Source organism: Caulobacter sp. GW821-FHT11E11 (assembly GCF_058808315.1).
Genome location: NZ_JBXARO010000002.1, coordinates 450,295 through 473,047 on the forward strand (window position 1 = coordinate 450,295; position 22,753 = coordinate 473,047).

The following is a 22,753-nucleotide window of genomic DNA, read 5'->3' on the forward strand; positions in this document are numbered from 1 at the left end:
CGCACACCCGATTGCGGTGACAACGCTGTCCACGCATAAAGGTCTGACCAATCAAGAAGCGGAACTCATCATGACAACCCGCCGCGCCGTGCTGGGCGCTGGAGCCGCCCTGTTGGCCTCGAGCCAGGCCTTCGCCGTTCCGACGGCCTATCCCAAGATCGGTCGCATCCGCCGCCTGTCGCCGGAGCTGGACGTGATCCTCGACGCCAACGCCCCCATCGAGCAGATCGCCGACGGCATCACCTGGGCCGAGGGGCCGACGTGGGTGTGGGAAGGCAAGTACCTGCTGTTCTCCGACGTGCCCGGCAACGTCATGCACCGCTGGGACGCCAAGAGCGGCAAGACCGATTTCCTTCGGCCCTCGGGCTATGACGGCCCGCCGACCAAGATCTTCCGCGAGGCCGGCACGAACGGCGCGATCATCAGCCTGGCCGGCGAGCTCTTAGCCGCCGACTGCGGCAATCGCGGCATCGCCAAGATCGATCTCGCGACCAAGAAGAAGACGATCCTGGCCGGGACCTACAAGGGCAAGAAGTTCAACAGCCCCAACGACCTGGTCGAGGTCCGCGACGGACCGCTGAAGGGCTCGCTGTACTTCACCGATCCGCCCTATGGCCTGGAAGGCGGCGACGCCTCGCCGGCCAAGGAGCTGCCGTTCAATGGCGTCTATCTGCTGCGGCCCAATGGCGAGGTGGCGCTGGTCGACGACAAGCTCTCGTTCCCCAACGGCGTCGGCTTGTCGCCGGACGGCAAGCGCCTGTACGTCGCCATCTCGGACCCCAAGCGGCCGGTGATCATGGCCTACGACCTGGGCGCGGACGGCCTGCCGACCTCGTCCAAGGTGTTTTTCGACGCGACCGAGCTGAAGGCGGCCGGCGGTCCCGGTCTGCCAGACGGCATGAAGGTCGATGCCAAGGGGCGCCTCTTTGCTAGCGGCCCGGGCGGCATCCTGATCCTGACGCCGGAGGCCAAGCTGCTGGGCGTCATCGAGACGGGCGGGCCCGCCGCCAACTGCACGTTCGGCGAGGACGGCAAGACGCTGTTCATCACCTCCAACCACGTGGTGGCCAAGGTGCGCACCAAGACCTCCGGCCTGGCCTGGTAAGGGAAAACATCATGGACGAGATCAGCAAGCGGACATTCCTGGCGGCTGGTCTCGCCGCCGCTCTGCCCTTCGGCGCGAAGGCCGCCGAGCCCGGCCGCAAGCTGGGCTATGCGATCCTGGGCCTGGGCTACTACGCCACCAAGATCATCATGCCGCGCTTTGCCGAGTGCGAGCACTCCAAGCTGGCAGCCCTAGTCAGCGGCACGCCCGAGAAGCTGAAGACCTTCGGCGAGCAGTACGGCGTCCCGGAAAGCCACCGCTACAGCTACGAGACCTTCGACAAGATCATCGACAATCCCGACGTCGACATCGTCTACATCATCACGCCCAACAGCCTGCACCGCACCTTCACCGAGCGGGCGGCCAAGGCCGGCAAGCACGTGATGTGCGAGAAGCCGATGGCCAATACGGTCGCCGACTGCGAGGCGATGATCGCCGCCTGCAAGAAGGCCGGCCGCAAGCTGATGATCGGCTATCGCAGCCGCTTCCAGGCTCACAACATCGAAGCCATCAAGCTGATCCGCGACGGCGCGCTGGGTCCGGTGCGGACCGTGGTGGCCGACCATGGCTTCACGATCGGCGACCCCAAGCAGTGGCGGCTGAACAAGGCCCTGGCCGGCGGCGGCAGCCTGATGGACATCGGCATCTACAGCCTGAACGCCGCCCGCTACCTGACCGGCGAGGAGCCCGTCGCCGTCAACGCCGTGGAGTCCACCGACCGCAGCGACATCCGCTTCAAGGAGGTCGAGGACGTCATCAGCTTCCAGCTGAAGTTCCCCTCGGGCGCGACGGCCAACTGCTATTCGGCCTACAGCGCCAACTTCAATCGCTATCGGGTGACGGGGCCCAAGGGCTTCGTCGATTGCGAGCCGGCCACCAGCTACGAAGGCCAGTCGATGCGCGCCCGGTTCAGCGGCCAGAACGGCCCGCGCGAGCCGGCGCCGCAGGCCAAGAACCAGTTCTCGGCCCAGTTGGATCACCTGTCGGAATGCATCCTCACGGGCCGCGAGCCGATCGTGTCGGGCGAGGAGGGGCTGAAGGACCTGCGGGTGATCGAGGCCATCTACCGCGCCGCCCGCGAAGGTCGGACGGTGAAGCTGTGAGGGCTCTGGTTCTGGCCTTGGCGCTGCTGGCGCCCGGCCTGGCCCAGGCCCAGCAGCAGATCCCGCTCTGGCCCAACGGCGCGCCAGGCTTCGAGAGCCGCAAGGACATTCCCGAAGTTCCCGGCGACTATTGGCTCAAGAGCATCAACAACCCCTCGGTCACGGTCTATCTGCCGCCCAAGGAGATCGCCACCGGCGCGGCCCTGGTCGTGCTGCCGGGCGGTGGTCACAAGATCCTAGTCATCCGCTCGGAAGGTTCGGACGTCGCCAAGGTGCTGAACCCCACCGGCGTGGCGGTCTTCGTCGTCAAGTACCGCCTCTTTCGCGAGGAGGGCTCGCCCTACACGATCGAGCACGCCCGTCAGGACGCGGTGCGAGGCGTGCGGTGGGTTCGCAGCCACGCGGCCGAGTACGGCGTCGATCCCAAGCGGATCGGCCTGATGGGCTTCTCGGCCGGCGGCGAGACGGCGAACCTCGAGATCTACCAGGGCGCGTTGGCCAGCGATCCGAAGGTCGACGCCATCGACCAGGTCAGCGCCCGGCCTGACTTCCAGGTGCTGGTCTATCCGGGACCGCTGGGTGTCCCCGACAAGGTGCCGGCCGATGCGCCGCCCGCCTTTATGGTCGCCGCCAACGACGACGAGTGCTGCTCGGCGCCGCTGGTCGACCTGCTACTCAAGTTCCGCGCCGCCAAGGTGCCGGTCGAGCTGCACCTGTTCCAGGCCGGCGGCCATGCCTTCAACATGGGCCTGCGCAAGGAACAAGCCTCGTTCAAGCATTGGCCGAACCTGCTGGTCGACTGGCTGAACGACAACGGCTGGATGAAGCCCCGCTAGGGATTTTCGTCCAGGTACGCCTTCACCCGCTCGAACAATGCCTCGAACATCGGCGTCGTCAGGCGGCCGGTGTTCGTGTTGAGCCGCGAGCAGTGATAGCTGTTGAAGATCCGATAGGGGCCGGCCTGGAATTCCGAACCATGGCCCGGGATGCCGGCCGAGGCCTTCAGGCCCAGGGTCTTCAGGATGTTGCGCCGCGAGACGTCGCCCAGGGTGACGATGACCTTCAGGTTCGGGAACATGTCCAGCCGCGCCTTCAGGAACGGCCGGCAGGTGTTCTCTTCCGAGGTCTCGGGCTTGTTGCCGGGCGGGGCGCAGCGGACGGCGTTGGTCACGGCCGCGCCGACCAGCTTCAGGCTGTCATCGGGCCGCGCCTCGAACTTGCCGGTGGCGAAGCCGTACTTGATCAGGGTCTCGTAGAGCAGGGTCCCGGCATAGTCGCCGGTGAACGGCCGACCGGTGCGGTTGGCGCCCTTGCGGCCAGGAGCCAGGCCGGCGACCAGCAGGCGCGCGTCCTTGTCGCCGAACGAGGGGGCGGGGCCATTGAACCAGTCGGGATAGAGCGCCTGGTTCTCGCGGCGATAGGCCACCAGGCGCGGGCACAGCGGGCAGTCGCGCGGCGGCTCGGCGGGGTTGGGAACGACTTCGCCGACGATGTTGGAATGTTGCTGCATCTCAGTACTCGTCGTCGGCTTCGCGTTCGGCCGGGGTGCGGTTGTCCGCTGCAGGGCGCGGCTGGATCCGTTGCGGGCGGCCGATGATGCTGCCCAGGTCGGACAGGTCGACGAAGTTGTCGGCCTGGCGGCGCAGGTCGTCGCTGGTCATCGGCGGCTGGCTTTTCATGGTCGAGACCACGGTGACGCGGCGGCCCTTGCGCTGGACGGCTTCGACCACGGCGCGGAAATCGCCGTCGCCGGAGAACAGGACGAGGTGGTCGGCCGTTTCGGCGATCTGCATCATGTCGACGGCGATCTCGATGTCCATGTCGCCGCGCCAGCGCTTGCGGCCCTGGCTGTCGGTGAACTCGCGCGCCGGCTTGGTCACCAGGGTGAAGCCGTTGTAGTCGAGCCAGTCGACCAGCGGCCGGATCGGCGAATAATCGTCGTTCTCGGCGATCGCGGTATAGTAGTAGGCTCGGATCAGGACGCCGCGCTTTTTGAACTCGTCGAGCAGCTTGCGGTAATCGATATCGAAGCCCAGGGCCTTGGCGGCGGAATAGAGATTGGCCCCGTCGATGAACAGGGCCAGCCGGTCGGTAGGATAGAAGGTCACGGTAATCCCTTGAAAAATCAGGTCTCTAGAAATGACTTGGATGAGGCCGTGATCGTGGCGCTCGGGTGCAATCTGCCGGGAGCCTATACGAGTCGCGAGGCCTTGTTGGAAGCGGCCCTGGAGGCCCTGCCGGGCGAGGGGCTGGAGCTGGTCACGCGCTCGACCTGGTGGGCCTCGGCGGCCTGGCCGGACCCCGCTGGCCCGGAGTATCGCAACGGCGTGGCCATCGTCCGGACGGCCCTGGATCCGTTCGAGACCCTGAAAGCCCTGCACCGGATCGAGGAGACCTTCGGGCGGGCGAGGGGAAAGGCCAACGCCGCTCGCACCCTCGATCTAGACCTCGTCGCTCACGGTCGCACGGTGCTGGAGGACGACGTCTGGGTGCCGCACCCTCGGGCTCACGAGCGCCTGTTCGTGATGGGGCCGCTGGCCGAGCTGGCCTCGGCCTGGATCCATCCGGTCAACGGCGAGCCGGCTTTCCGCCTGGCTGCCAACGCCGCCGTGGGGCGCGACGCGCGCTCCATTGCCAAAGTTTAATCCCCGATCGGCTCAAGCGGCGCCCATAGTCCGGCCAAATTTCCGCGCCAAGCGTCCCAGACTCTCATATGGACCTCGCTCACCCATGACCCTGACCCGCTCGCTGCTCGCCTGCGCCGCTGCCTGCGCACTGTTGACCGCCGCTCCCGCCTTTGCCCAGAGCCAGAGCGGCGTCGACCAGACCTCGATCGACAAGTCGATCAAGCCGGGCGACGACTTCTGGACCTACGCCAACAACGAGTGGATCAAGACCCACCCGATCCCCGCCGACCGCAGCCGCTATGGCAAGACGGCGGTGATGGTCGAGGAGGCCAGCAAGCGCACGGTCGAGCTGATCCAGGACGCCGCCAAGGGCGGCAGCGGCGACGGCAAGAAGGTCGGCGACTACTACGCCAGCTACATGGACGAGGCCGGCATCGAGGCGAAAGCGTTGACGCCGCTGAAGGCTGACCTGGCCCGCATCGCCGCCATCAAGAACAAGAAGCAGCTGGCCACGGTGCTGGGCGGCAATGTCCGCGCCGATGTCGACGCGCTGAACTCGACCGACTTCTATACCGACAATGTGCTGGGCCTGTGGGTCTCGCCGTCGTTCGACGACACCAGCAAGTATGCGCCGTTCCTGCTGCAGGGTGGGCTGGGCATGCCCGACCGCGAGTACTACCTGTCGGACAAGGCCTCGATGGTCGAGGCGCGGGCCAAGTACCTGGCCCACGTCGAGAAAATCCTGACCCTGGGCGGCGTCGCCGACCCGGCGGGCAAGGCCAAGGCGATCATGGCGCTGGAGACCCAGCTGGCCAAGGCCTCGGGCAGCCGCGCCGACAGCGCCGACGTCCAGAAGGCCAACAACAGCTGGACCCCGGCCGACTTCGCGTCGAAGGCTCCGGGCCTGGACTGGGCCGCCTTCTTCGCCGCCGCCAAGCTGTCGGGCCAGCCGCGCTTCATCGTCTGGCATCCGACCCTGGTCACAGGCCTTGGCAAGGCGGTCAGTGACACCGGCCTGGAGACCTGGAAGGACTACCTGACCTTCCATCTGCTGGACCACTACAGCAACGTGCTGCCCAAGGCCTTCGTCGACGAGCGCTTCGCCTTCTACGGTCAGGGGCTGCAAGGCACGCCGCAGCTGTCGCCGCGCTGGAAGCGGGCGGTGAACTCGACCAACGCCACCCTCGGCGAGGCGGTCGGCAAGCTCTATGCCGACAAGTACTTCTCGGCGGAATCCAAGGCCGCTGTGACGGCCATGGTCGACAACATGAAGGTCGCCTTCGAGAAGCGCATCGACGGCCTGGACTGGATGGACGCGGCCACCAAGGCCGAGGCCCGCAAGAAGGTCGCCGTGCTGAAGGTCGGCGTCGGCTATCCCGACACCTGGCGTGACTATTCCGGCTACTCGGTCGTGCGCGGCGACGCCTTCGGCAACGTCAAGCGTTCGGAGCAGTTCGACTACGCCACGGCCCTGGCCAAGCTTGGCAAGCCCGTCGATCGCGGCGAGTGGGTGATGACCCCGCAGACCGTCAACGCCGTGAACCTGCCGATGCTGAACGGCCTGAACTTCCCGGCCGCCATCCTGGCCCCGCCGAACTTCGACCTGACCTTCGACGCCGCCGCCAACTACGGCGCGACCGGGGCCACGATCGGCCACGAGATCAGCCACAGCTTCGACGACCAGGGCGCGCAGTTCGACAGCCAGGGCCGCCTGCGCAACTGGTGGACGCCCACGGACCTGGATCACTTCCAGAAGGCCGGCGAGGCCCTGGCCGACCAGTTCGACACCTACAAGCCGTTCCCGGACCTGGCGGTGAACGGCAAGCTGACGCTCAGCGAGAACATCGCCGACGTCGCCGGCCTGGGCGCGGCGCTGGACGCCTACCATGCCTCTCTGGGCGGCAAGCCCGCGCCGGTGATCGACGGCCTGACCGGCGACCAGCGCTTCTTCCTGGCCTATGCGCAAAGCTGGCTCGGCTATTCGCGCCCGGCGGCCCTGCGCCAGCAGATCATCACCGACGGCCACGCCCCGGACCAGTACCGCGCCTTCACGGTGCGCAACCTGGATGACTGGTACGCGGCTTTCGACGTGAAGCCGGGCGACTCGATGTATCTGCCGCCCGAGAAGCGCGTGAAGGTCTGGTAGACGCGTCGCGCTGGACTTTGACTCGCGAAGGGGGCATAAGCGCCCCCTCGCGAAAGCTAGAACATCGTGCGCGGCGTTGCGTGTCGCCGCACGGAAGCCTATTTTGCGATTGCTAATCGGCAGCCCGAGGAACTCATGGCCCGCGTCACCGTCGAAGATTGCGTCGAGAAGGTTCCGAACCGCTTCTCGCTGGTCCTGCTCTCGGCGCACCGCGCCCGCGCCATCTCGGCCGGCGCCGCGCTCATGGTTGACCGCGACAACGACAAGAACCCCGTCGTCGCCCTGCGTGAAATCGCTGACGACGTGATCGACCACGAAGGCCTGAAGGAACACCTCATCAGCACGCTGCAACGCGTCGATGAGCACACCGAGGCCGAGGAAGAAGCCGAAACCCTGGCCCTGCTGGCTGATCCGAGCCACATGCAGATGAGCGAGCTGGAACTGGTCCGCGCTCTGCAGAGCGACCGCGATGGCGGTCAGGAGGAGCGGTACTGAGCCCCGAAGGCGCAGACCCTCTGACTCTGGAGGCGGCCACTTCGACCGCTTCACCCGAACGCGCGCCCGATTCAGAATCGGGCGCGTCTTCGTCTGTAGCTCCGGCAGCCGCCGTCGAGCCCGCGCCTAAGCCGCGCCCCAAGTTTCTTCGCCAGTATGAGCTGATCGAGCGGGTCCACGCCTACGACCCGACGGCCGACGAGGCCCTGCTCAATCGCGCCTATGTCTACGCCATGCGGATGCACGGCTCGCAGACCCGGGCCAGCGGCGACCCCTACTACGCCCACCCGATCGAGGTGGCGGGCATCCTCACCGAGTACCGGCTGGACACCGCGACCATCGTCACGGCCCTGCTGCACGACGTGATCGAGGACACCCCGGTCACCAAGGAAGAGATCGCCAAGCTGTTTGGCGAGGAGATCGGCGAGCTGGTTGAGGGCGTCACCAAGCTCTCCAAGCTGGAACTCCAGGCCGAGCACATGCGCCAGGCCGAGAACCTGCGCAAATTCATCCTGGCCATCTCCAAGGACGTCCGCGTCCTGCTGGTGAAGCTGGCCGACCGTCTGCACAACATGCGGACGCTGCACTTCATCAAGAACCAGGCGAAACGCGAGCGGATCGCCCGCGAGACCCGCGACATCTACGCGCCGCTGGCCCGCAACATCGGCTGTCACCGGATCTGCGTGGAGCTGGAGGAGCTGTCCTTCCAGCACACCAATCCGGTGGCCCGCGACGCCATCATCCGCCGCCTGGACACGCTGCGTGAAGAGCAGGGCGGGGCGGTGGCCCTGGTCAGCCAGGAAATCGGCGCGCGCCTCGAAGCGGCCAATCTACCGGCCCGTGTCTTCGGCCGTGAGAAGTCGCCCTATTCGATCTGGCGCAAGCTGCAGCGCAAGTCGATCGGCTTCTCGCAGATGTCGGACATCTACGCGTTCCGCGTGATCGTCGACAGCGAGGAAGACTGTTACCGCGCCCTGGGCGTCGTGCACCGGGCCTGGTCCAGCGTGCCGGACCGCTTCAAGGACTACATCTCGACGCCGAAGCGGAACAACTACCGCTCGGTGCACACCACGGTCGTCGGGCCGCGCGGCATGCGCATCGAGATGCAGATCCGCACCGAGAGCATGGACCGCGTCAACGAAGAGGGCGTCGCCGCCCACTTCCGCTACAAGGACGCCTCGTACGGCCTCGACCTGGAAGGCATGGAAGCCGCTGGCGGCCGCGATCCGCTGGCCAACCTGCGCCAGTTGGTCCAGGTGCTGGAGCACGGCGGCGACTCTGAAGAACTGGTCGAGCACGCCAAACTCGAGATGTTCCTCGACCAGGTGTTCGTCTTCACCCCCAAGGGCAAGCTGGTCAGCCTGCCCCGAGGCGCGATGCCGCTGGACTTCGCCTATGCGGTCCACACCAGCGTTGGCGACACCTGCATCGGCGTGAAGATCAACGGCGAGCTCAAGCCGCTGCGCACGCCGTTGGTCAATGGCGACGTGGTCGAGGTGGTGCGCGGCTCCAAGCCCGTGGTGCCGCCGGACTGGCGCTCGCTGACCGTGACGGGCCGGGCCCGCTCGGCCATCCGCCGTCATATCCGCCTGGCCGAGAAGGAAGAGTTCCTGCGCCTGGGCAAGTCGTCGCTGGAGCAGGTCTTCGAGCGGGCCGGCAAGAAGCTGAAGGACGTGTCGCTGCGGCCGATCCTGGAGCGCTTCGCCCTGGAAGCCGACGAGGCGCTGTTCGACGCCGTCGGCCGTGGGCGGGTCTCGCCCAGCCAGGTGCTGGAGACGGCCTATCCGGGCATGAAGGACTCCGATCGCGAGGCGGCCACGGCCCGTCGCAAGATCGAGGGCGGCCAGAACGCGACGCTGTACGTGCGTGGCGGCGGCCTGACGCCGGGCGTCTCGCTGCACTTCGCCCACTGCTGCAGCCCGGTGCCGGGCGACCGCATCGTCGGCATCCTGCGCGAAGACGGTGAGGGCCTGGACGTCCACACCATCGACTGCCCGCGCCTGGCCGAATACGAAGACCGCGAAGAGCTGTGGCGCGACCTGAACTGGACGCCCGAGGCCGAACGCTCGACGATCTCGCTGACCCGCCTGCACGCCACGATCCAGAACGCCCCGGGCGTGCTGGGCCTGGTCTGCACGATCATCGGCGAGGCTGGCGGCAACATCGTCAACCTGCGCATGCACCACCGGCAAAGCGACTTCTTCGACACCGACATCGACGTCGAGGTCCGCGACGCCAAGCACCTGACCAACATCTCGGCCGCCCTGCGGGCCTGCCCGTCGGTCGAGACCGTGGACCGGACGCGGGGCTAGCGCTTCAGCGCCGCCACCGCGTCGAGGCTGCCGACCGTCATCGGCGAGGGCAGGGCGTCCAGGGCGAACCAGCCCCATTCGTGGATCGCGTGGGCTTCCTGGATCACCGGATCGCCTTCGAAGCTTTCGACCGAATAGGTGATCGCCACCCAGTGATAGTCCGGCGCGACCATGTCGGTGACCGCCAGGACGCGGCCGGCCTTGATGGTGATCCCGAGTTCCTCGTTGATCTCGCGTTCGGCGCAGACGTGGGCGGCTTCGCCCCAGTCGAGCTTGCCGCCGGGCACGCCCCAGTGGTCGGCCTCGGGGTTCTTGACCCGCTTGACCAGCAGCAGCCGGCCCTGATCGTCGAGGATGGCCGCGCCGCAGCCGACGCGAGGGCGTTGAGGTTCTTGGCTCATGGGCCGGGTAGAGCTCAAAACGCCGGTCCCAGGCAAGCCAGCGTTTGAAGACTCAGGCTCCTGCTTCTATATCCAGCCCTCATGACCAACGATGACGTCCTCGACGAATTCCGCGCCGCCGGCGCCCTGCGCGAAGGCCACTTCGTGCTGTCTTCCGGCCTGCACAGCCCGGTGTTCCTGCAGAAGAACCTGGTGTTCATGCGGCCCGAGCGCTGCGAGCGCCTGTGCAAGGCCCTGGCGGAGAAGATCATCGCCACGGTCGGCCAGGTGGACGTCGCCGTCTCGCCGGCCGTCGGCGGCATCATCCCCGGCTATGAGACCGCCCGTCACCTGAACGTGCCGTCGATCTATGTCGAGCGCGAGGGCGGCGGCTTCAAGTTCCGTCGCGGCTTCCACCTCGAGCCCGGCCAGAAGGTCGTGATGGTCGAGGACATCGTCACCACCGGCCTGTCGTCGCGGGAATGCATCCAGGCGATCGTGGACGCCGGCGGCGACGTCGTGGCCGCGGCCTGCATCGTCGATCGCTCGGGCGGCAAGGTCGATGTCGGCGTGCCGCTGATCTCGCTGTGCAGCCTGGAAGTGCCGGCCTATCCCGCCGACGCCCTGCCGCCTGAACTGGCCGCGATCCCGATCGAGGATCCCGGCTCCCGTCGTCTGAAGGGCTGAGCCATGCTGCGTCTGGGCGTCAACATCGACCACGTGGCGACGATCCGGAACGCGCGCGGTTCCTCCTATCCCGAGCCGGTCCGGGCCGCCGAGCTGGCCCTGGCCGCTGGGGCCGACGGCATCACGGCGCACCTTCGCGAGGACCGCCGGCACATCAGCGACGCCGACATCGCCGTCCTGACCGATCTCTGCCACAAGCGTGGCAAGCCGCTGAACTTCGAGATGGCGGTCACCGACGAGATGATCGGCATCGCGCTGGGCGCCAAGCCGCACGCCGCCTGCCTGGTCCCGGAACGGCGGGAAGAGGTCACCACCGAAGGCGGCCTCGATGTGGTCAAGGGCCAGAACCGGATCACCGACGCCACGAGCCGCCTGCGCACCGTCGGGGCGCGGGTCTCGCTGTTCATCGAGGCCGATCCCGAGCAGATTCGCGCCTCGGCCGCGGCCGGCGCCCAGGTCGTCGAGCTGCACACCGGCGCCTATTGCGACGCGGCCCGCGAAGGCCATGTCGAGCGGGCCGAAGCCATCCTCGAACGCCTCAAGAAGGGCGCGGCCCTGGCCGCCAGCCTTGGCCTGGAGGTCCATGCAGGCCACGGCATCGACTACGCGACGGTGAAACCCATCGCGGCCATCCCCGAAGTCGCCGAGCTGAACATCGGCCACTTCCTGATCGGCGAGGCGATCTTCGTGGGCCTGCCGCAGGCCATTCAACGGATGCGCGCCCTGATGGACGCCGCCCGGCTGGAGGCCGCGGCGTGATCATCGGGATCGGCTCGGACCTGTGCGACATCCGCCGGATCGAGAAGTCCCTGGCGCGCTTCGGCGACCGGTTCACCAACAAGGTCTTCACCGAGATCGAGCGCAAGCGATCCGAGCGCAAGCCCGACCGCGCCTCCAGCTACGCCAAGCGGTTCGCGGCCAAGGAGGCCTGCTCCAAGGCCCTCGGCACGGGCCTGAAGCGCGGCGTGCATCTGGCCGGCATGGGCGTGGTCAACCTGCCGTCCGGCAAGCCGACCATGGCGCTGACCGGCGGGGCGCTGAAGCGGCTTGAAGAGATGACGCCGCCGGGCATGGAGGCGGTGATCCACCTGTCCCTGACCGACGATCACCCCTACGCCCAGGCCTTCGTTATCATCGAAGCGCTGCCGAAGGCGTGAGCCGCCCAAACACCGCCGCAAAGCCAAGCTAACGCGCCGCACTTGCCGCCACACTTGCCCCTTGGGCCAAGCCCGTCTAGCAAAGCCGAACCGGTTCGCCCGGAAAACATCTTCGAAGAGCTCAGCGCCCGCATGACAGACGCCGCCGACGACATCACGCCGCCCGAAGAGAAGGGCGTCGTCGCTGAGCTGATCGAGATCATCAAGACCGTCGCCTACGCCCTGGGCATCGCCCTGGTGCTGCGGGTCCTGCTGTTCCAGCCCTTCACGATCCCGTCGGCCTCGATGGAGCCCAACCTCTATCAGGGCGACTACATCATCGTGTCCAAGTTCAGCTACGGCTGGAGCAAGCACTCGATCCCGTTCAGCCCGCCGATCATCAAGGGCCGGATCCTGGGCCATGCGCCCAAGCGCGGCGACATCATCGTCTTCAAGCTGCCGCGCGACAACCGCACCGACTACATCAAGCGCCTGATCGGCATGCCGGGCGACAAGGTCCAGATCCGCGGCGGTCAGGTGTTCATCAACGGCAAGGCCCTGCCGCGCAAGGAACAGGCCCCGGCCCTGGTCGACACCGGCTACGGCTTCACCCAGCAGGTCCAGCGCTTCGCCGAGACCAATCCGGAAGGCCGCCAGTACAACACCCAGGACTTCGGTCCCGACAGCCGTGGCGACAACACCGGCGTCTATACCGTGCCCACCGGCTGCTACTTCTTCATGGGCGACAACCGCGACAACTCGGCCGACAGCCGCTTCGACCCGGGCGTCTCGCCGTACAAGGAGAGCGCCTGCAAGTGGGACTATGAGCTGGACCAGTACATCGGCGACGAGGTCGGTGTCGGCTTCGTGCCGGAGGAAAACCTGGTCGGCCGCGCCCAAATCATCCTGCTGTCGTGGAACGCCGAGGCAAGCCTGTTCAAGCCGTGGACGTGGTTCCTCAACGCCCGTCCCAGCCGCTTCTTCCACGTGCTGAAGTGATCTCGCAAAATGGATAGACGGGTCGCCGCCGTCGGCGACCTTGAGCGCCGGATCGGCCATCAGTTCAGGGACCGCGAACTGCTCGAACGCGCCCTGACGCACGCCAGCGTCGGGGACGGGGCCAAGAAGGTTCGCGACAACGAGGTTCTCGAGTTCATCGGCGACCGCGTGCTGGGCTTGCTGGCCGCCGAGGCCCTGGCCGATCGCTTCCCGAAAGCCAAGGAAGGCGAGCTGGCTCCGCGCCTGAACGCCCTGGTCAGCCGCGAGACCTGCGCCCGTGTCGCTCGCAATGCCGAGCTGGGCTCGGCCCTGCGCCTGTCGGCTTCGTCCAGCAAGATCGGCGGTCGCGAGACCGACTCGATCCTGGCCGGCGCCACCGAGGCCCTGATGGCCGCCCTCTATCAGGACGGCGGCCTGGACGTGGCCCGCATGGTCTTCCTGGACCTGTGGAGCCAGGAGTTCGACAGGGCCGGCGAGGGGCGTCCGCGCGATCCCAAGACCGCGCTGCAGGAATGGGCGCAAGGCAAGGGCCGGCCGCTGCCGACCTACCGCGTGCTGGACCGCACCGGTCCCGACCACGCGCCGGTCTTCACCGTGGAAGTCACCGTCACCGGCGTCGATCCTGCCATCGCCAAGGGCAAGTCCCGCCAGGAGGCCGAAAAGGCCGCCGCCAAGGCCCTGCTGGAGCGTGAAGGGGCCGAGTAGGCCGCCAAGCGGAACCAAGGCCTGGGCCACGCGCTGCTCCTGCGGGGATTTCCAGGAGCTGTTCATGAGCCATTTGATACGAGCGACCACGGGTCTGATGCTGATCGCCACGCTGGGCGGCTGCGCCATGGGAGGCCGGATGAGCGCCGGCGGACCCAGCAGCGACGAACGGATGTGGGCCACCACCTTCGCCTCCTGTCGCGACCAGGTCCGCGCCGGCAAGACCGACAACTTCAAGATCTCTCCGGCCTCGCCGGCGGCCCGGTCGACGCAATCGGGCGATACCGGCCTGCGTCTCAAGCCGCCTTACGATCGCGCCAAGGGCAAGCAGCGGCACGCCCGCAACGCCGCCGTCGAAGCCGCGACCGAGCGGTGCATGGCCACGAACGGCTACCAGCCTTCGTAAGGCCATGCGGTCGCCGCTTCACGCGGCGACCCGCTGAAGGCATGTGGGAGGCGACGGAGCGGCCGGGCGAACCCGGAGACCGTAAGGTTTGTTGTGTTTCGGCTCGCTGACCGCTCCGCCAGGCTGTTCTTGCCCGTGAGGATGGGAGGCGTGAGCGTCTTTCAGCTCGGGTCCCCACTAGCCCCCGGACGGGCGCGGACCAAGTCGATCGGCTACATCCGTCTCGACCCCGACGATCCACGATAGGCGGCTTATACGATCACCGCCCTGTCGCTCCGCTGATGGCTTTGACCCCGGACGACCTGTCACTCGCGTGCGATCCTAAAGAGTAATCCACGCAACCTGACGAAACCGCTCGGGAACCGCCAGCGGCCCCGCTCAACCTATTCCCGCCGCCGCTTTGGGCCGGATCCAAGCGCCCTCCCTTGCGACGGGAACGGCTATGAGTATGGGCTGGCGCTGAGCGCGGATCATTCAAGCCTGCGTAAAATCGACAAGCGATTGATTTTCCAGCGTCCGGTTTCGCGAACGCCGAGCATTGGCGCTGCTCAATCCCCATGCTTTGACGAGAAGCGAAGCGGCCGGAGCCTCGGTGCGTCGCTAGGATAATCAGTATCTCTCAAAGCAATCGATCGATACTTTTGAAGTATATCGATGCTGAATTTTACAATTTAAGACATTCTTTACCTGGAAATCTGAGATTTCCACAGAAACCAAAATGAGTTCCTGGCAATTGCCTTTGCGAAATGGCCTGATCTCTACATAGGATTTATTCCGACGCCGCAAGGCGTCTCCCATCAATCGACGACTTTCTTGATCGCGGTCCGGTGGCCCACGGGGGGCGACGACGGCGTGCGGCAAGGAGACCTTGGAACGTCGTAGAAGAGATGCGCCCCGTGCCCAGTATCGTGCGTTCGAGCGACCGAAAGCCGGAAAACAAGGTGCTGGTGGTCGTCACGACCATCCTGCAGTTGTCGGCCATCATTCTGGTCTGGCTTTTGGCGATCGTGCCCGCGGCTTTGCTAGCGCTGGCGGCGATCCTCGGAAAGACGGTCGCGCGGGTGTTGCGGGGCGCTCGGAAGCCCTCACCGACGTCATAGGCTGCGCTTAGAAGCCCGCGCTCCAACTTCAGACGGACATCGATGCCCGACTCCCAAACCCGCCGCGAAGCCCGGATCTGAGAACCCGCATGGAGCTTCGCCATATTCGCTACTTCCTGGCCGTCGCCGAGGAGCAGAACTTCACGCGAGCCGCCGCGCGGATCGGCATCGGCCAGCCGCCGCTGAGCCAGCAGATCCGCGACCTGGAGACCGAGATCGGTTTTGCGCTGTTCCGCCGCCGGCCGCACGGCGCGACCCTGACCGAGGCCGGGGAGGCCTTCCTGCCCGAGGCGCGCAAGATCCTGGCCCAGGCCGAGCGCGCGGTGCGCGCGGCCCGGCGGGCGGGTGGTGGCGACGATGGCGCGCTGCGGGTGGGCTTCACCTCGTCGGCCAACTTCCACCCGATCGTCACCGAGGCCTTCACCGTCTTCCACTGGAAGCATCCCGAGGCCAGCCTGTTGGTGGAGGAGGGCAATACCGCGCGCCTGCTGGAGCGGCTGCGCAACGCCGAGCTGGATGCCGCCTTCGTGCGTCCCGACAATGTCGAGGACGACAGCGGCCTGTCCCTGGTCCCGCTGGGCGACGAGCCGCTGATCGTGGCCTTGCCGGTAGGCCACGCCCTCACGGTGCGGGCCAGCGTGCCGCTGTCGGCCCTGCGCGCCGAGCCGTTCGTGATCTTCTCGCGCGGCATCGGCCAGACCTTCCTGCGGCGGATCGCCGAGGCCTGCCGCCAGGAGGGCTTCGAGCCCGTGGTCGCCCAGGAGGCGCCGCAGATCGGCGCCATGGTCAATCTGGTCGCCGCCGGCCTAGGCGTGGCGATGGTCCCGGCCTCGATCGCCCAGCTGGCGGTGAAGGGTGTCGTCTACCGCCCGATCGACGGCGAGCCGCCGCGCGTCAGCCTGGCTCTGGCCACCCGCGCGGGCGACATCCCGGCCAGCGCCCGCAACTTCCTGGCGCTGATCCCGAGCGCCGAAAGCGGGGCCTGACGCGGCCTCGCTACCGCCGGAACGCCATCGGTGCTACACGCACGCGCAATGACTGACACCACCTCCCAAACTAAGGCCGGTTTCGCGGCCATCATCGGCGCGCCGAATGCCGGCAAGTCCACCCTGGTCAACCGCATGGTCGGGGCCAAGGTCTCGATCGTGACCCAGAAGGTCCAGACCACCCGCTTCCCCGTGCGGGGCGTCGCCATCGAGGGCGACACCCAGATCGTGCTCGTCGACACCCCCGGGATCTTCAGCCCGCGCCGCCGCCTGGATCGCGCCATGGTCCGCTCGGCCTGGGCCGGCTCGGAAGACGCCGAGGCCACAGTCCACCTGGTCGACGTGCAGGCCGAACTGTCCAGCCGCGCCGACAAGGCCACGCCGGGCGAGTTCCGCTCGGCCCAGGACGTCCAGACCATCATCGAGGGCCTGAAGGCGGCCAACCGCAAGGTCATCCTGGCCCTGAACAAGATCGACGGCGTCAAGCGCGACACCCTGCTGGCCATCGCCAAGGATTTCTTCGACCAGGGCGTCTACACCGACGTCTTCATGATCAGCGCCACGACCGGCGCCGGCGTCGAGGACCTGACCGCCAAGCTGGTGACCCTGATGCCGGAAAGCCCGTGGCTGTATCCGGAAGACCAGACCGCCGACCTGCCGGCCCGCCTGCTGGCCGCCGAGATCACCCGCGAGAAGGTCTATCTGCGCGTCCACGAAGAGCTGCCCTACGCGGCCAGCGTGGAGACGACGGCCTTCGAGGAGCGCAAGGACGGCAGCGTTCGCATCGAGCAGACCATCTTCGTCGAGCGCGAAGGCCAGCGGATCATCGTGATCGGCAAGGGCGGCCAGACCTTGAAATGGATCGGCCAGGCCTCACGTGAGGAGCTGTGCGACATCCTCGACCGCAAGGTTCACCTGTTCCTTCACGTGAAGGTCAAGGAGAACTGGGCGGAGGAGCGCGGTCTGTTCAGCGATATCGGACTGGATTTCGATGTTTGATGCTCCGTTGGCCGTCTCGGCCGTTGATCTGGACGCCTACTTCCAGCGCATCGGCTATGACGGCCCCCGCGAGCCCACGATGGCGACCCTGCGCGCCATCACGCTGAAGCATCCCGACCTGATCCCGTTCGAGAACCTCGACGTCCTGCTGGGACGCGGGATCAGCATCGTCCCGGCCGACATCGACGCCAAGCTGATCGGCGCCGGGCGGGGCGGCTACTGCTACGAGCAGAACGGCCTCCTGAAGCGCGTGCTGGAGGCCCTGGGCTTCCAGGTCGAGGGCCTGATGGCCCGCGTGATGTGGATGGCCCCGGAAGGCGCGCCGCCGCGTCCGCGTTCGCACCAAGTGCTGGGCGTGACCATCGACGGCGAGACCTGGCTGGCCGACGCCGGCTTTGGCGGCTGCGTCCTGACCGCGCCGCTGCGGCTGTTCTCGGACGAGATCCAGGACACCCCGCACGGCAAGTTCCGCATCGTCGATGTGCAGACCGACGGCGTCGCCGAGCGCCAGGTCCAGGCCGATCTGTCGGGCCGCTGGGCGCCGCTGTACCAGGTGTCGAAGGGCGGTTGGGCGGCGGTCGACTACGAGCAGGCCAACTTCTTCACCTACACCCATCCCAGCTCGCACTTCACCTGGAGCATGACGGTGGGCCGCACGACGGCCAATGCCCGTTACGCCCTGAAGAACAACCGCTTCACCCATCGCGACCTCACCGGCGCGGTGGTCGAGCAGCGCGACCTGACGGTCGACGAGCTGGAAGCGACGCTGCGCGACGTGATCGGTCTCCCCGTGGAAGCGGACTGGAAGCCGGTGCTGGAGCAGGTCGTGGCCTGGGGAACGCCCGCTTGAGCATGGAGTGGGAGGACGAAGCCTACGTCCTCTCGGCCCGCTCGCATGGCGAGACGGGGGGCATCGTCGAGCTGTTGACGGAAAGTCACGGCAAGTTCGCCGCCCATGTGGCCGGCGCGGCCTCGCGGCGGATGAAGCCGTTCCTGCAACCCGGCGCGCGGGTCATCGCCCGCTATCGCGCCCGGGTCTCCGACCAGCTGGGTTCGGCCACCCTGGAGCCGATGGGCGAGGGGCCTTCGTCCCTGTTCGATGACAGCCTGGCCCTGGCCGGTCTGTCCTCCGCCGCCGCGATCGCCGCCTCGGCTCTGCCCGAGCGCGAGGCCCATCCCGGCGCCTTCCACGCCCTGGAAGCCCTGATCCGCGTGCTGGAGATCCCCGAGATCTGGCCGGCGGTCTATGTGCGCTACGAGGCGGGGCTGCTGCAGGAGCTGGGCTTTGGCCTGGACCTCTCCAAGTGCGCCGCCACCGGCAGCTTCGACGACCTCGTCTATGTCAGCCCGCGCACCGGCCGCGCCGTCAGCCGGGCGGCGGGCAAGCCCTATCACGACAAGCTCTTGCCGCTGCCGCCGTTCCTGCTGTCGGCTCAGGGCGGACTGGCCGAGGGTGACGTGAAGGCCGGCTTGGACATCACCGGCCACTTCCTGGAGCAGTTCGTGTTCGGTCCGCTGAACCGCCCGCTGCCCACGCCGCGCCTGTGGCTGCTGGACCGGCTGACGGAAGCCGGCCGACTTTAAGAACCGTCACGAAAGCGAGCTATCGGCGGAACTTCAGTTTCCCGGAGTTCCGCCATGTCCGTTCTAGACCGCTACGCGCTGAGCCGTCGTCGCCTGCTGAGCGTGTTCGGCGCCTCCGCCGTCACCGCGTTGTCGATCCCGCTGGAGAGCCGCAAGGCCCTGGCCCAGGTCCCGTTCCGGACCTATCCGTTCCAGCTGGGCGTGGCCTCGGGCGATCCCGCGGCGGACGGCTTCGTGATCTGGACCCGCCTGGCGCCCGAGCCGTTCGAGATCGGCTACGGCATGCCGATGGCCCCGGTCGCGGTCGACTGGGAAGTCTCCGACGCAGCCGGCATGCGCAACGTCGTCGCCAAGGGTGTGACCATCGCCCCGCCGGAGTTGGGCCACGCGGTTCACGTCGAGGTCGGCGGCCTGCTGCCCAATCGCGACTACTGGTACCGCTTCACCGTCGGCAAGGAACGCAGCATCATCGGCCGCGCCCGCACCACGCCGGCCCTGGGCGCGGCCCTGGACCGCGTCCGTTTCGCCGTCGCGGGCTGCCAGCACTACGAGGCCGGCTACTACACGGCCTACCGGCGCCTCGCCGAGGACAATCCCGACTTCGTGTTCTGCTACGGCGACTATATCTACGAAGGTCGCGGCAACCGGACTGGCAACGGCGCCAATGGCCCGACCGAGAACGTCCGCCAGCACTTCGGCAGCGAGATCTATAGCCTCGACGACTACCGCCGCCGCTACGCCCAGTACAAGATGGACACCGACCTGCAGGCCGCCCACGCCGCCGCGCCATGGTTCGCGGTCTGGGACGACCACGAGACCGACAACAACTGGGTCGGCGATCTGGACCAGGACGGCACGGACCCGAAGATCTTCAACCTGCGCCGCCAGGCCGCCGTGCAGGCCTATTACGAGAACATGCCGCTGCGGGCCTCGAGCTTCCCGGTCGGGACCAGCTTGCAGATCTATCGCCGCGCCGCCTACGGCCAGCTCTTGAACCTCAATCTGTTGGACACCCGTCAGTTCCGCACCGACCAGCCCTGCAACGACAAGCAGTCCTGGTGCGACGCCATCACGTCGCCCAAGGCCGAGGTGATCGGGGCGGCGCAGGAGAAGTGGCTGATGGACAGCCTGAGCGGCTCCAAGGCGACCTGGAACGTCCTGGCCCAGCAGATCATGATGATGGACCTGGATCGCGACCCGGGCGAGGGCGTGATCGTCAATCCCGACAGCTGGGCGGGTTACCGCATCCCCCGCAACCGCCTGCTCTCCAAGATCCGCGACGCCAAGGTCGGCAATGTCGTGGTCCTGACCGGCGACGAGCACCAGAACTTCGCCGGTGACCTCTATGTCGACGGCGCCAAGCACGAGGGCGCGCCGATCGCCTCGGAATTCGTGGCCACCTCGATCAGCTCGGGCGGTGACGGCGTCGACCAGACCGCCAACTTCGCCAAAATCCAGGCCGCCAATCCGCAGCTGAAGTTCAACAACAGCCAGCGCGGCTATGCGATCTGCGACGTGACGCCGAAGGCCTATGTCACCGAGTTCAAGGTGCTGGACGCCATCTCCCGCCGCGACGGCAAGCTGTCGACCCGCGCGAAATGGGCGCTGGAGGCCGGAAAACCGGGGATCGTTCAGGCCTAACCCGTCGAATCATCGGGGGGATTTCTGCTAGGGTCATCCCCTGGAGTACGAATCCCCTCGATGAACAAGCCTGTCCTGCCCCCCGGCGGTCCCGACGACGGTGATCGCATCCTCGATGAGCCGCTGACGGAAGCCCTGTCGCGGCGCTACTTGGCCTATGCGCTGTCGACCATCGGCTCGCGGGCGCTGCCCGACGTGCGCGATGGCCTCAAGCCCGTGCACCGTCGCGTCCTGTACGCGATGAGCAACATGCGCCTGAACCCCGAGTCCGCCGCGCGCAAGTGCGCCAAGGTGGTCGGCGAGGTCATGGGTAACTTCCACCCGCACGGCGACCAGTCGATCTACGACGCCTTGGTCCGCCTGGCGCAGGAGTTCAGCCAGCGCATCCCGCTGGTCGAGGGCCAAGGCAACTTCGGCAATATCGACGGCGATAGCGCCGCGGCCATGCGTTACACCGAGTGCAAGATGACGGAAGCGGCGACGCTTCTGCTGGACGGCATCGACGAGGACGCGGTCGACTTCAAGCCGACCTATGACGGTCAGGACGAGGAACCCTACGTCCTGCCGTCGGGCTTCCCGAACCTGCTGGCCAACGGCTCGTCGGGCATCGCCGTTGGCATGGCCACCTCGATCCCGCCGCACAACGCCGCCGAGCTGATCGACGCCTGCCAGCTGCTGCTGAAGAATCCCGACGCGACGACCGAAGACCTGCTGGAGAAGGTGCCGGGTCCGGACTTCCCGACCGGCGGCGTCATCGTCGAGCCGCGCGCCTCCCTGCTGGAGACCTACGAAACCGGTCGCGGCGGCGTGCGCATCCGCGCCAAGTGGGAGAAGGAAGACACCGGTCGCGGCACCTACCAGATCGTCGTCACCGAGATCCCGTACCAGGTGAAGAAGTCGGATCTGGTCGAGCAACTGGCCGACCTGATCGACAGCAAGAAGGCCGCTCTGCTGGGCGACGTCCGCGACGAGAGCGCCGAGGACATCCGCCTGGTCCTCGAGCCCAAGTCCAAGAACGTCGAGCCCGAAGTGCTGATGGAGAGCCTGTTCAAGCTCTCGGCGCTGGAGAGCCGCTTCCCGGTCAATATCAACGTGCTGGACGCGCGCGGCACGCCGGGCGTCATGGGCATCAAGCAGGCCCTGATGGCCTTCCTGGCCCACCGCCGCGAAGTGCTGACCCGCCGGGCCCGTCACCGCCTGGCCAAGATCGAAGCTCGTCTGCACATCCTGGACGGCCTGCTGATCGCGTATCTGAACCTCGACGAGGTCATTCGGATCGTCCGCTACGAGGACAAGCCGAAGGACAAGCTGATCGAGGTCTTCAAGCTCTCGGACCTCCAGGCCGACGCCATCCTCAACACCCGCCTGCGCCAACTGGCCAAGCTGGAAGAGATGGAGATCCGCCGCGAGCACGCCGAGCTGGTCGAAGAGCGCGACGGCATCCTGGCCATGCTGGCCAGCGACGAGAAGCAATGGAAGCTGGTGGGCAAGGGCCTGTCGGAAGTCCGCGCCACCCTGCTGAAGATCAAGCACCCGCTGGACAAGAGCGGCCGCCCGACGGGGGCCATCGGCCGCTCGATCTTCGAGGACGCGCCGGTGGTCGACGCCGACGCCGCCATCGAGGCGCTGATCGTCCGCGAGCCGATCACGATCATCCTGTCGGAGCGCGGCTGGATCCGCGCCGCCAAGGGCAAGATCGACGATCCGTCCGAGCTGAAGTTCAAGGAAGGCGACAAGCTGGGCTTCCTGGTCCCGGCCGAGACCACCGACAAGCTGCTGATCTTCTCCAGCGACGGCCGCTTCTTCACGCTGGGCTGCGACAAGCTTCCCAGCGCGCGCGGCCATGGCGAGCCGGTGCGGATGATGATCGAGCTGGACGACAAGGTGAAGATCATCGACGTCTTCCCGTTCAAGGCTGGCCGCAAACGCATTCTGGCCTCGAAGCTGGGCTATGGCTTCCTGATGCCCGAGGAAGAAGCGCTCGCGAACCGCAAGGCCGGCAAACAGGTCCTGACCGTCGACGCCGCCGGCGCCGCCTTCTGCCTGGAAGCCGTCGGCGACCAGTTCGCGGTGATCGGCGACAACGGCAAGATCCTGATCTTCCCGATCGAGGAACTGCCGGAAATGCCGCGCGGCAAGGGCGTCAAGCTGCAGGCCTACCGCGAGGGTGGTCTGCGCGATGGCCTGTCGTTCAACGCCGAGACCGGGGCCTACTGGATCGACACCGCCGGCCGCCGTCGCGACTGGGCGGAGTGGAAAGAGTGGATCGGTCGCCGCGCCGGGGCCGGCAAGCTGGTTCCAAAGGGCTTCGCCACCAACAAGCGGTTCAAGCCGAAGTGATG

Annotated in this window: 23 protein-coding genes; 20 read left to right on the plus strand and 3 right to left on the minus strand. The window is 67.1% G+C overall.

Annotated elements, in window-relative coordinates:
* Nucleotides 1-70: 70 nt before the first annotated feature.
* From AC1RR5_RS06175 to AC1RR5_RS06185, 3 genes are read left to right on the plus strand one after another with little or no spacing between them, the layout of a single operon-like run.
* Nucleotides 71-1,105 carry an SMP-30/gluconolactonase/LRE family protein gene (locus tag AC1RR5_RS06175; RefSeq protein ID WP_492920254.1) on the plus strand — a complete coding sequence of 345 codons (1,035 nt, stop codon included), beginning with the start codon at nt 71-73 and terminating at the stop codon, nt 1,103-1,105.
* Nucleotides 1,012-2,208: a Gfo/Idh/MocA family protein gene (locus AC1RR5_RS06180; RefSeq protein WP_492920572.1), complete on the plus strand. Its 1,197-nt coding sequence runs from the start codon at nt 1,012-1,014 to the stop codon at nt 2,206-2,208. The genes AC1RR5_RS06175 and AC1RR5_RS06180 overlap by 94 nt, the downstream gene beginning before the upstream one ends.
* Nucleotides 2,094-3,044, plus strand: coding sequence for an alpha/beta hydrolase (locus AC1RR5_RS06185; protein ID WP_492920255.1), 951 nt, complete (start codon nt 2,094-2,096; stop codon nt 3,042-3,044). Before AC1RR5_RS06180 ends, AC1RR5_RS06185 begins: the two co-directional genes overlap by 115 nt.
* On the opposite strand, the gene AC1RR5_RS06190 is transcribed toward AC1RR5_RS06185, so the two are convergent.
* Nucleotides 3,041-3,718 carry a uracil-DNA glycosylase gene (locus AC1RR5_RS06190; protein WP_492920256.1) on the minus strand — a complete coding sequence of 226 codons (678 nt, stop codon included), beginning with the start codon at nt 3,716-3,718 and terminating at the stop codon, nt 3,041-3,043. The two genes, AC1RR5_RS06185 and AC1RR5_RS06190, sit on opposite strands and share 4 nt — an antisense overlap.
* 1 nt (nt 3,719) lies before the next feature.
* Nucleotides 3,720-4,316: a LabA-like NYN domain-containing protein gene (locus tag AC1RR5_RS06195; RefSeq protein WP_492920257.1), complete on the minus strand. Its 597-nt coding sequence runs from the start codon at nt 4,314-4,316 to the stop codon at nt 3,720-3,722.
* 48 nt (nt 4,317-4,364) lie between these two features.
* Here AC1RR5_RS06195 and folK point away from each other — a divergent pair, with 48 nt between their 5' ends.
* From folK to AC1RR5_RS06215, 4 genes are all read left to right on the plus strand, one after another.
* Complete coding sequence (gene folK / locus AC1RR5_RS06200; RefSeq protein ID WP_492920258.1) at nt 4,365-4,853, plus strand: 2-amino-4-hydroxy-6-hydroxymethyldihydropteridine diphosphokinase; 489 nt, start codon at nt 4,365-4,367, stop codon at nt 4,851-4,853.
* Between the two features lie 85 nt (nt 4,854-4,938).
* Nucleotides 4,939-6,981 (plus strand): M13 family metallopeptidase, encoded by a 2,043-nt coding sequence (locus AC1RR5_RS06205; protein WP_492920259.1) that lies wholly within the window; start codon nt 4,939-4,941, stop codon nt 6,979-6,981.
* A 135-nt stretch (nt 6,982-7,116) separates the two neighbouring features.
* Nucleotides 7,117-7,476 (plus strand): DNA-directed RNA polymerase subunit omega, encoded by a 360-nt coding sequence (gene rpoZ, locus AC1RR5_RS06210; protein ID WP_099577049.1) that lies wholly within the window; start codon nt 7,117-7,119, stop codon nt 7,474-7,476.
* Between the two features lie 233 nt (nt 7,477-7,709).
* On the plus strand, nt 7,710-9,788 hold the full coding sequence (locus tag AC1RR5_RS06215; protein ID WP_492920260.1) for a RelA/SpoT family protein: 2,079 nt from the start codon (nt 7,710-7,712) through the stop codon (nt 9,786-9,788).
* Here AC1RR5_RS06215 and AC1RR5_RS06220 read toward each other — a convergent pair.
* The gene (locus AC1RR5_RS06220) at nt 9,785-10,189 is read right to left on the minus strand and encodes an NUDIX domain-containing protein (protein WP_492920261.1); all 405 of its coding nucleotides are present in this window, start codon (nt 10,187-10,189) and stop codon (nt 9,785-9,787) included. The two genes, AC1RR5_RS06215 and AC1RR5_RS06220, sit on opposite strands and share 4 nt — an antisense overlap.
* 81 nt (nt 10,190-10,270) lie before the next feature.
* Between AC1RR5_RS06220 and pyrE the strand changes: the two genes are divergently transcribed.
* From pyrE to parC, 13 genes are all read left to right on the plus strand, one after another.
* Nucleotides 10,271-10,855 carry an orotate phosphoribosyltransferase gene (gene pyrE / locus AC1RR5_RS06225; RefSeq protein ID WP_291873256.1) on the plus strand — a complete coding sequence of 195 codons (585 nt, stop codon included), beginning with the start codon at nt 10,271-10,273 and terminating at the stop codon, nt 10,853-10,855.
* 3 nt (nt 10,856-10,858) lie between these two features.
* Nucleotides 10,859-11,614, plus strand: a complete 756-nt coding sequence (locus AC1RR5_RS06230; protein WP_492920263.1) for a pyridoxine 5'-phosphate synthase — start codon at nt 10,859-10,861, stop codon at nt 11,612-11,614.
* Nucleotides 11,611-12,012 carry a holo-ACP synthase gene (gene acpS, locus AC1RR5_RS06235; protein ID WP_492920264.1) on the plus strand — a complete coding sequence of 134 codons (402 nt, stop codon included), beginning with the start codon at nt 11,611-11,613 and terminating at the stop codon, nt 12,010-12,012. The genes AC1RR5_RS06230 and acpS overlap by 4 nt, the downstream gene beginning before the upstream one ends.
* 132 nt (nt 12,013-12,144) lie before the next feature.
* On the plus strand, nt 12,145-12,990 hold the full coding sequence (gene lepB, locus AC1RR5_RS06240) for a signal peptidase I (protein WP_492920265.1): 846 nt from the start codon (nt 12,145-12,147) through the stop codon (nt 12,988-12,990).
* A gap of 9 nt (nt 12,991-12,999) precedes the next feature.
* Nucleotides 13,000-13,695: a ribonuclease III gene (rnc, locus tag AC1RR5_RS06245; RefSeq protein ID WP_492920266.1), complete on the plus strand. Its 696-nt coding sequence runs from the start codon at nt 13,000-13,002 to the stop codon at nt 13,693-13,695.
* Between the two features lie 64 nt (nt 13,696-13,759).
* On the plus strand, nt 13,760-14,101 hold the full coding sequence (locus AC1RR5_RS06250) for a hypothetical protein (RefSeq protein WP_492920267.1): 342 nt from the start codon (nt 13,760-13,762) through the stop codon (nt 14,099-14,101).
* An 887-nt stretch (nt 14,102-14,988) separates the two neighbouring features.
* Nucleotides 14,989-15,201, plus strand: a complete 213-nt coding sequence (locus AC1RR5_RS06255; RefSeq protein WP_492920269.1) for a hypothetical protein — start codon at nt 14,989-14,991, stop codon at nt 15,199-15,201.
* An 89-nt stretch (nt 15,202-15,290) separates the two neighbouring features.
* Nucleotides 15,291-16,187: a LysR family transcriptional regulator gene (locus AC1RR5_RS06260; RefSeq protein WP_492920270.1), complete on the plus strand. Its 897-nt coding sequence runs from the start codon at nt 15,291-15,293 to the stop codon at nt 16,185-16,187.
* Between the two features lie 48 nt (nt 16,188-16,235).
* Nucleotides 16,236-17,186: a GTPase Era gene (gene era, locus AC1RR5_RS06265; protein ID WP_492920272.1), complete on the plus strand. Its 951-nt coding sequence runs from the start codon at nt 16,236-16,238 to the stop codon at nt 17,184-17,186.
* Nucleotides 17,179-18,036, plus strand: a complete 858-nt coding sequence (locus AC1RR5_RS06270; protein ID WP_492920273.1) for an arylamine N-acetyltransferase family protein — start codon at nt 17,179-17,181, stop codon at nt 18,034-18,036. Before era ends, AC1RR5_RS06270 begins: the two co-directional genes overlap by 8 nt.
* A gap of 2 nt (nt 18,037-18,038) precedes the next feature.
* Nucleotides 18,039-18,770, plus strand: a complete 732-nt coding sequence (gene recO / locus AC1RR5_RS06275) for a DNA repair protein RecO (RefSeq protein WP_492920573.1) — start codon at nt 18,039-18,041, stop codon at nt 18,768-18,770.
* 54 nt (nt 18,771-18,824) lie between these two features.
* A complete protein-coding gene (locus tag AC1RR5_RS06280) occupies nt 18,825-20,411 on the plus strand; it encodes an alkaline phosphatase D family protein (protein WP_492920274.1) in 1,587 nt (528 codons plus the stop codon).
* Nucleotides 20,412-20,471: 60 nt separating this feature from the next.
* Nucleotides 20,472-22,751 (plus strand): DNA topoisomerase IV subunit A, encoded by a 2,280-nt coding sequence (parC, locus tag AC1RR5_RS06285; protein WP_492920275.1) that lies wholly within the window; start codon nt 20,472-20,474, stop codon nt 22,749-22,751.
* Nucleotides 22,752-22,753 lie beyond the last annotated feature (2 nt).

What these genes read in the sequence shown, in the direction of transcription:
- AC1RR5_RS06175 (WP_492920254.1), top strand. Translation starts at nt 71, where the DNA reads ATGACAACCCGCCGCGCCGTGCTGGGCGCTGGAGCCGCCCTGTTGGCC.
- AC1RR5_RS06185 (WP_492920255.1), top strand. Translation starts at nt 2,094, where the DNA reads ATGCATCCTCACGGGCCGCGAGCCGATCGTGTCGGGCGAGGAGGGGCT.
- AC1RR5_RS06190 (WP_492920256.1), bottom strand. Translation starts at nt 3,718, where the DNA reads ATGCAGCAACATTCCAACATCGTCGGCGAAGTCGTTCCCAACCCCGCC.
- AC1RR5_RS06205 (WP_492920259.1), top strand. Translation starts at nt 4,939, where the DNA reads ATGACCCTGACCCGCTCGCTGCTCGCCTGCGCCGCTGCCTGCGCACTG.
- rpoZ (WP_099577049.1), top strand. Translation starts at nt 7,117, where the DNA reads ATGGCCCGCGTCACCGTCGAAGATTGCGTCGAGAAGGTTCCGAACCGC.
- AC1RR5_RS06215 (WP_492920260.1), top strand. Translation starts at nt 7,710, where the DNA reads ATGCGGATGCACGGCTCGCAGACCCGGGCCAGCGGCGACCCCTACTAC.
- AC1RR5_RS06220 (WP_492920261.1), bottom strand. Translation starts at nt 10,189, where the DNA reads ATGAGCCAAGAACCTCAACGCCCTCGCGTCGGCTGCGGCGCGGCCATC.
- pyrE (WP_291873256.1), top strand. Translation starts at nt 10,271, where the DNA reads ATGACCAACGATGACGTCCTCGACGAATTCCGCGCCGCCGGCGCCCTG.
- AC1RR5_RS06230 (WP_492920263.1), top strand. Translation starts at nt 10,859, where the DNA reads ATGCTGCGTCTGGGCGTCAACATCGACCACGTGGCGACGATCCGGAAC.
- lepB (WP_492920265.1), top strand. Translation starts at nt 12,145, where the DNA reads ATGACAGACGCCGCCGACGACATCACGCCGCCCGAAGAGAAGGGCGTC.
- rnc (WP_492920266.1), top strand. Translation starts at nt 13,000, where the DNA reads ATGGATAGACGGGTCGCCGCCGTCGGCGACCTTGAGCGCCGGATCGGC.
- AC1RR5_RS06250 (WP_492920267.1), top strand. Translation starts at nt 13,760, where the DNA reads ATGAGCCATTTGATACGAGCGACCACGGGTCTGATGCTGATCGCCACG.
- AC1RR5_RS06255 (WP_492920269.1), top strand. Translation starts at nt 14,989, where the DNA reads ATGCGCCCCGTGCCCAGTATCGTGCGTTCGAGCGACCGAAAGCCGGAA.
- AC1RR5_RS06260 (WP_492920270.1), top strand. Translation starts at nt 15,291, where the DNA reads ATGGAGCTTCGCCATATTCGCTACTTCCTGGCCGTCGCCGAGGAGCAG.
- era (WP_492920272.1), top strand. Translation starts at nt 16,236, where the DNA reads ATGACTGACACCACCTCCCAAACTAAGGCCGGTTTCGCGGCCATCATC.
- AC1RR5_RS06270 (WP_492920273.1), top strand. Translation starts at nt 17,179, where the DNA reads ATGTTTGATGCTCCGTTGGCCGTCTCGGCCGTTGATCTGGACGCCTAC.
- recO (WP_492920573.1), top strand. Translation starts at nt 18,039, where the DNA reads ATGGAGTGGGAGGACGAAGCCTACGTCCTCTCGGCCCGCTCGCATGGC.
- AC1RR5_RS06280 (WP_492920274.1), top strand. Translation starts at nt 18,825, where the DNA reads ATGTCCGTTCTAGACCGCTACGCGCTGAGCCGTCGTCGCCTGCTGAGC.
- parC (WP_492920275.1), top strand. Translation starts at nt 20,472, where the DNA reads ATGAACAAGCCTGTCCTGCCCCCCGGCGGTCCCGACGACGGTGATCGC.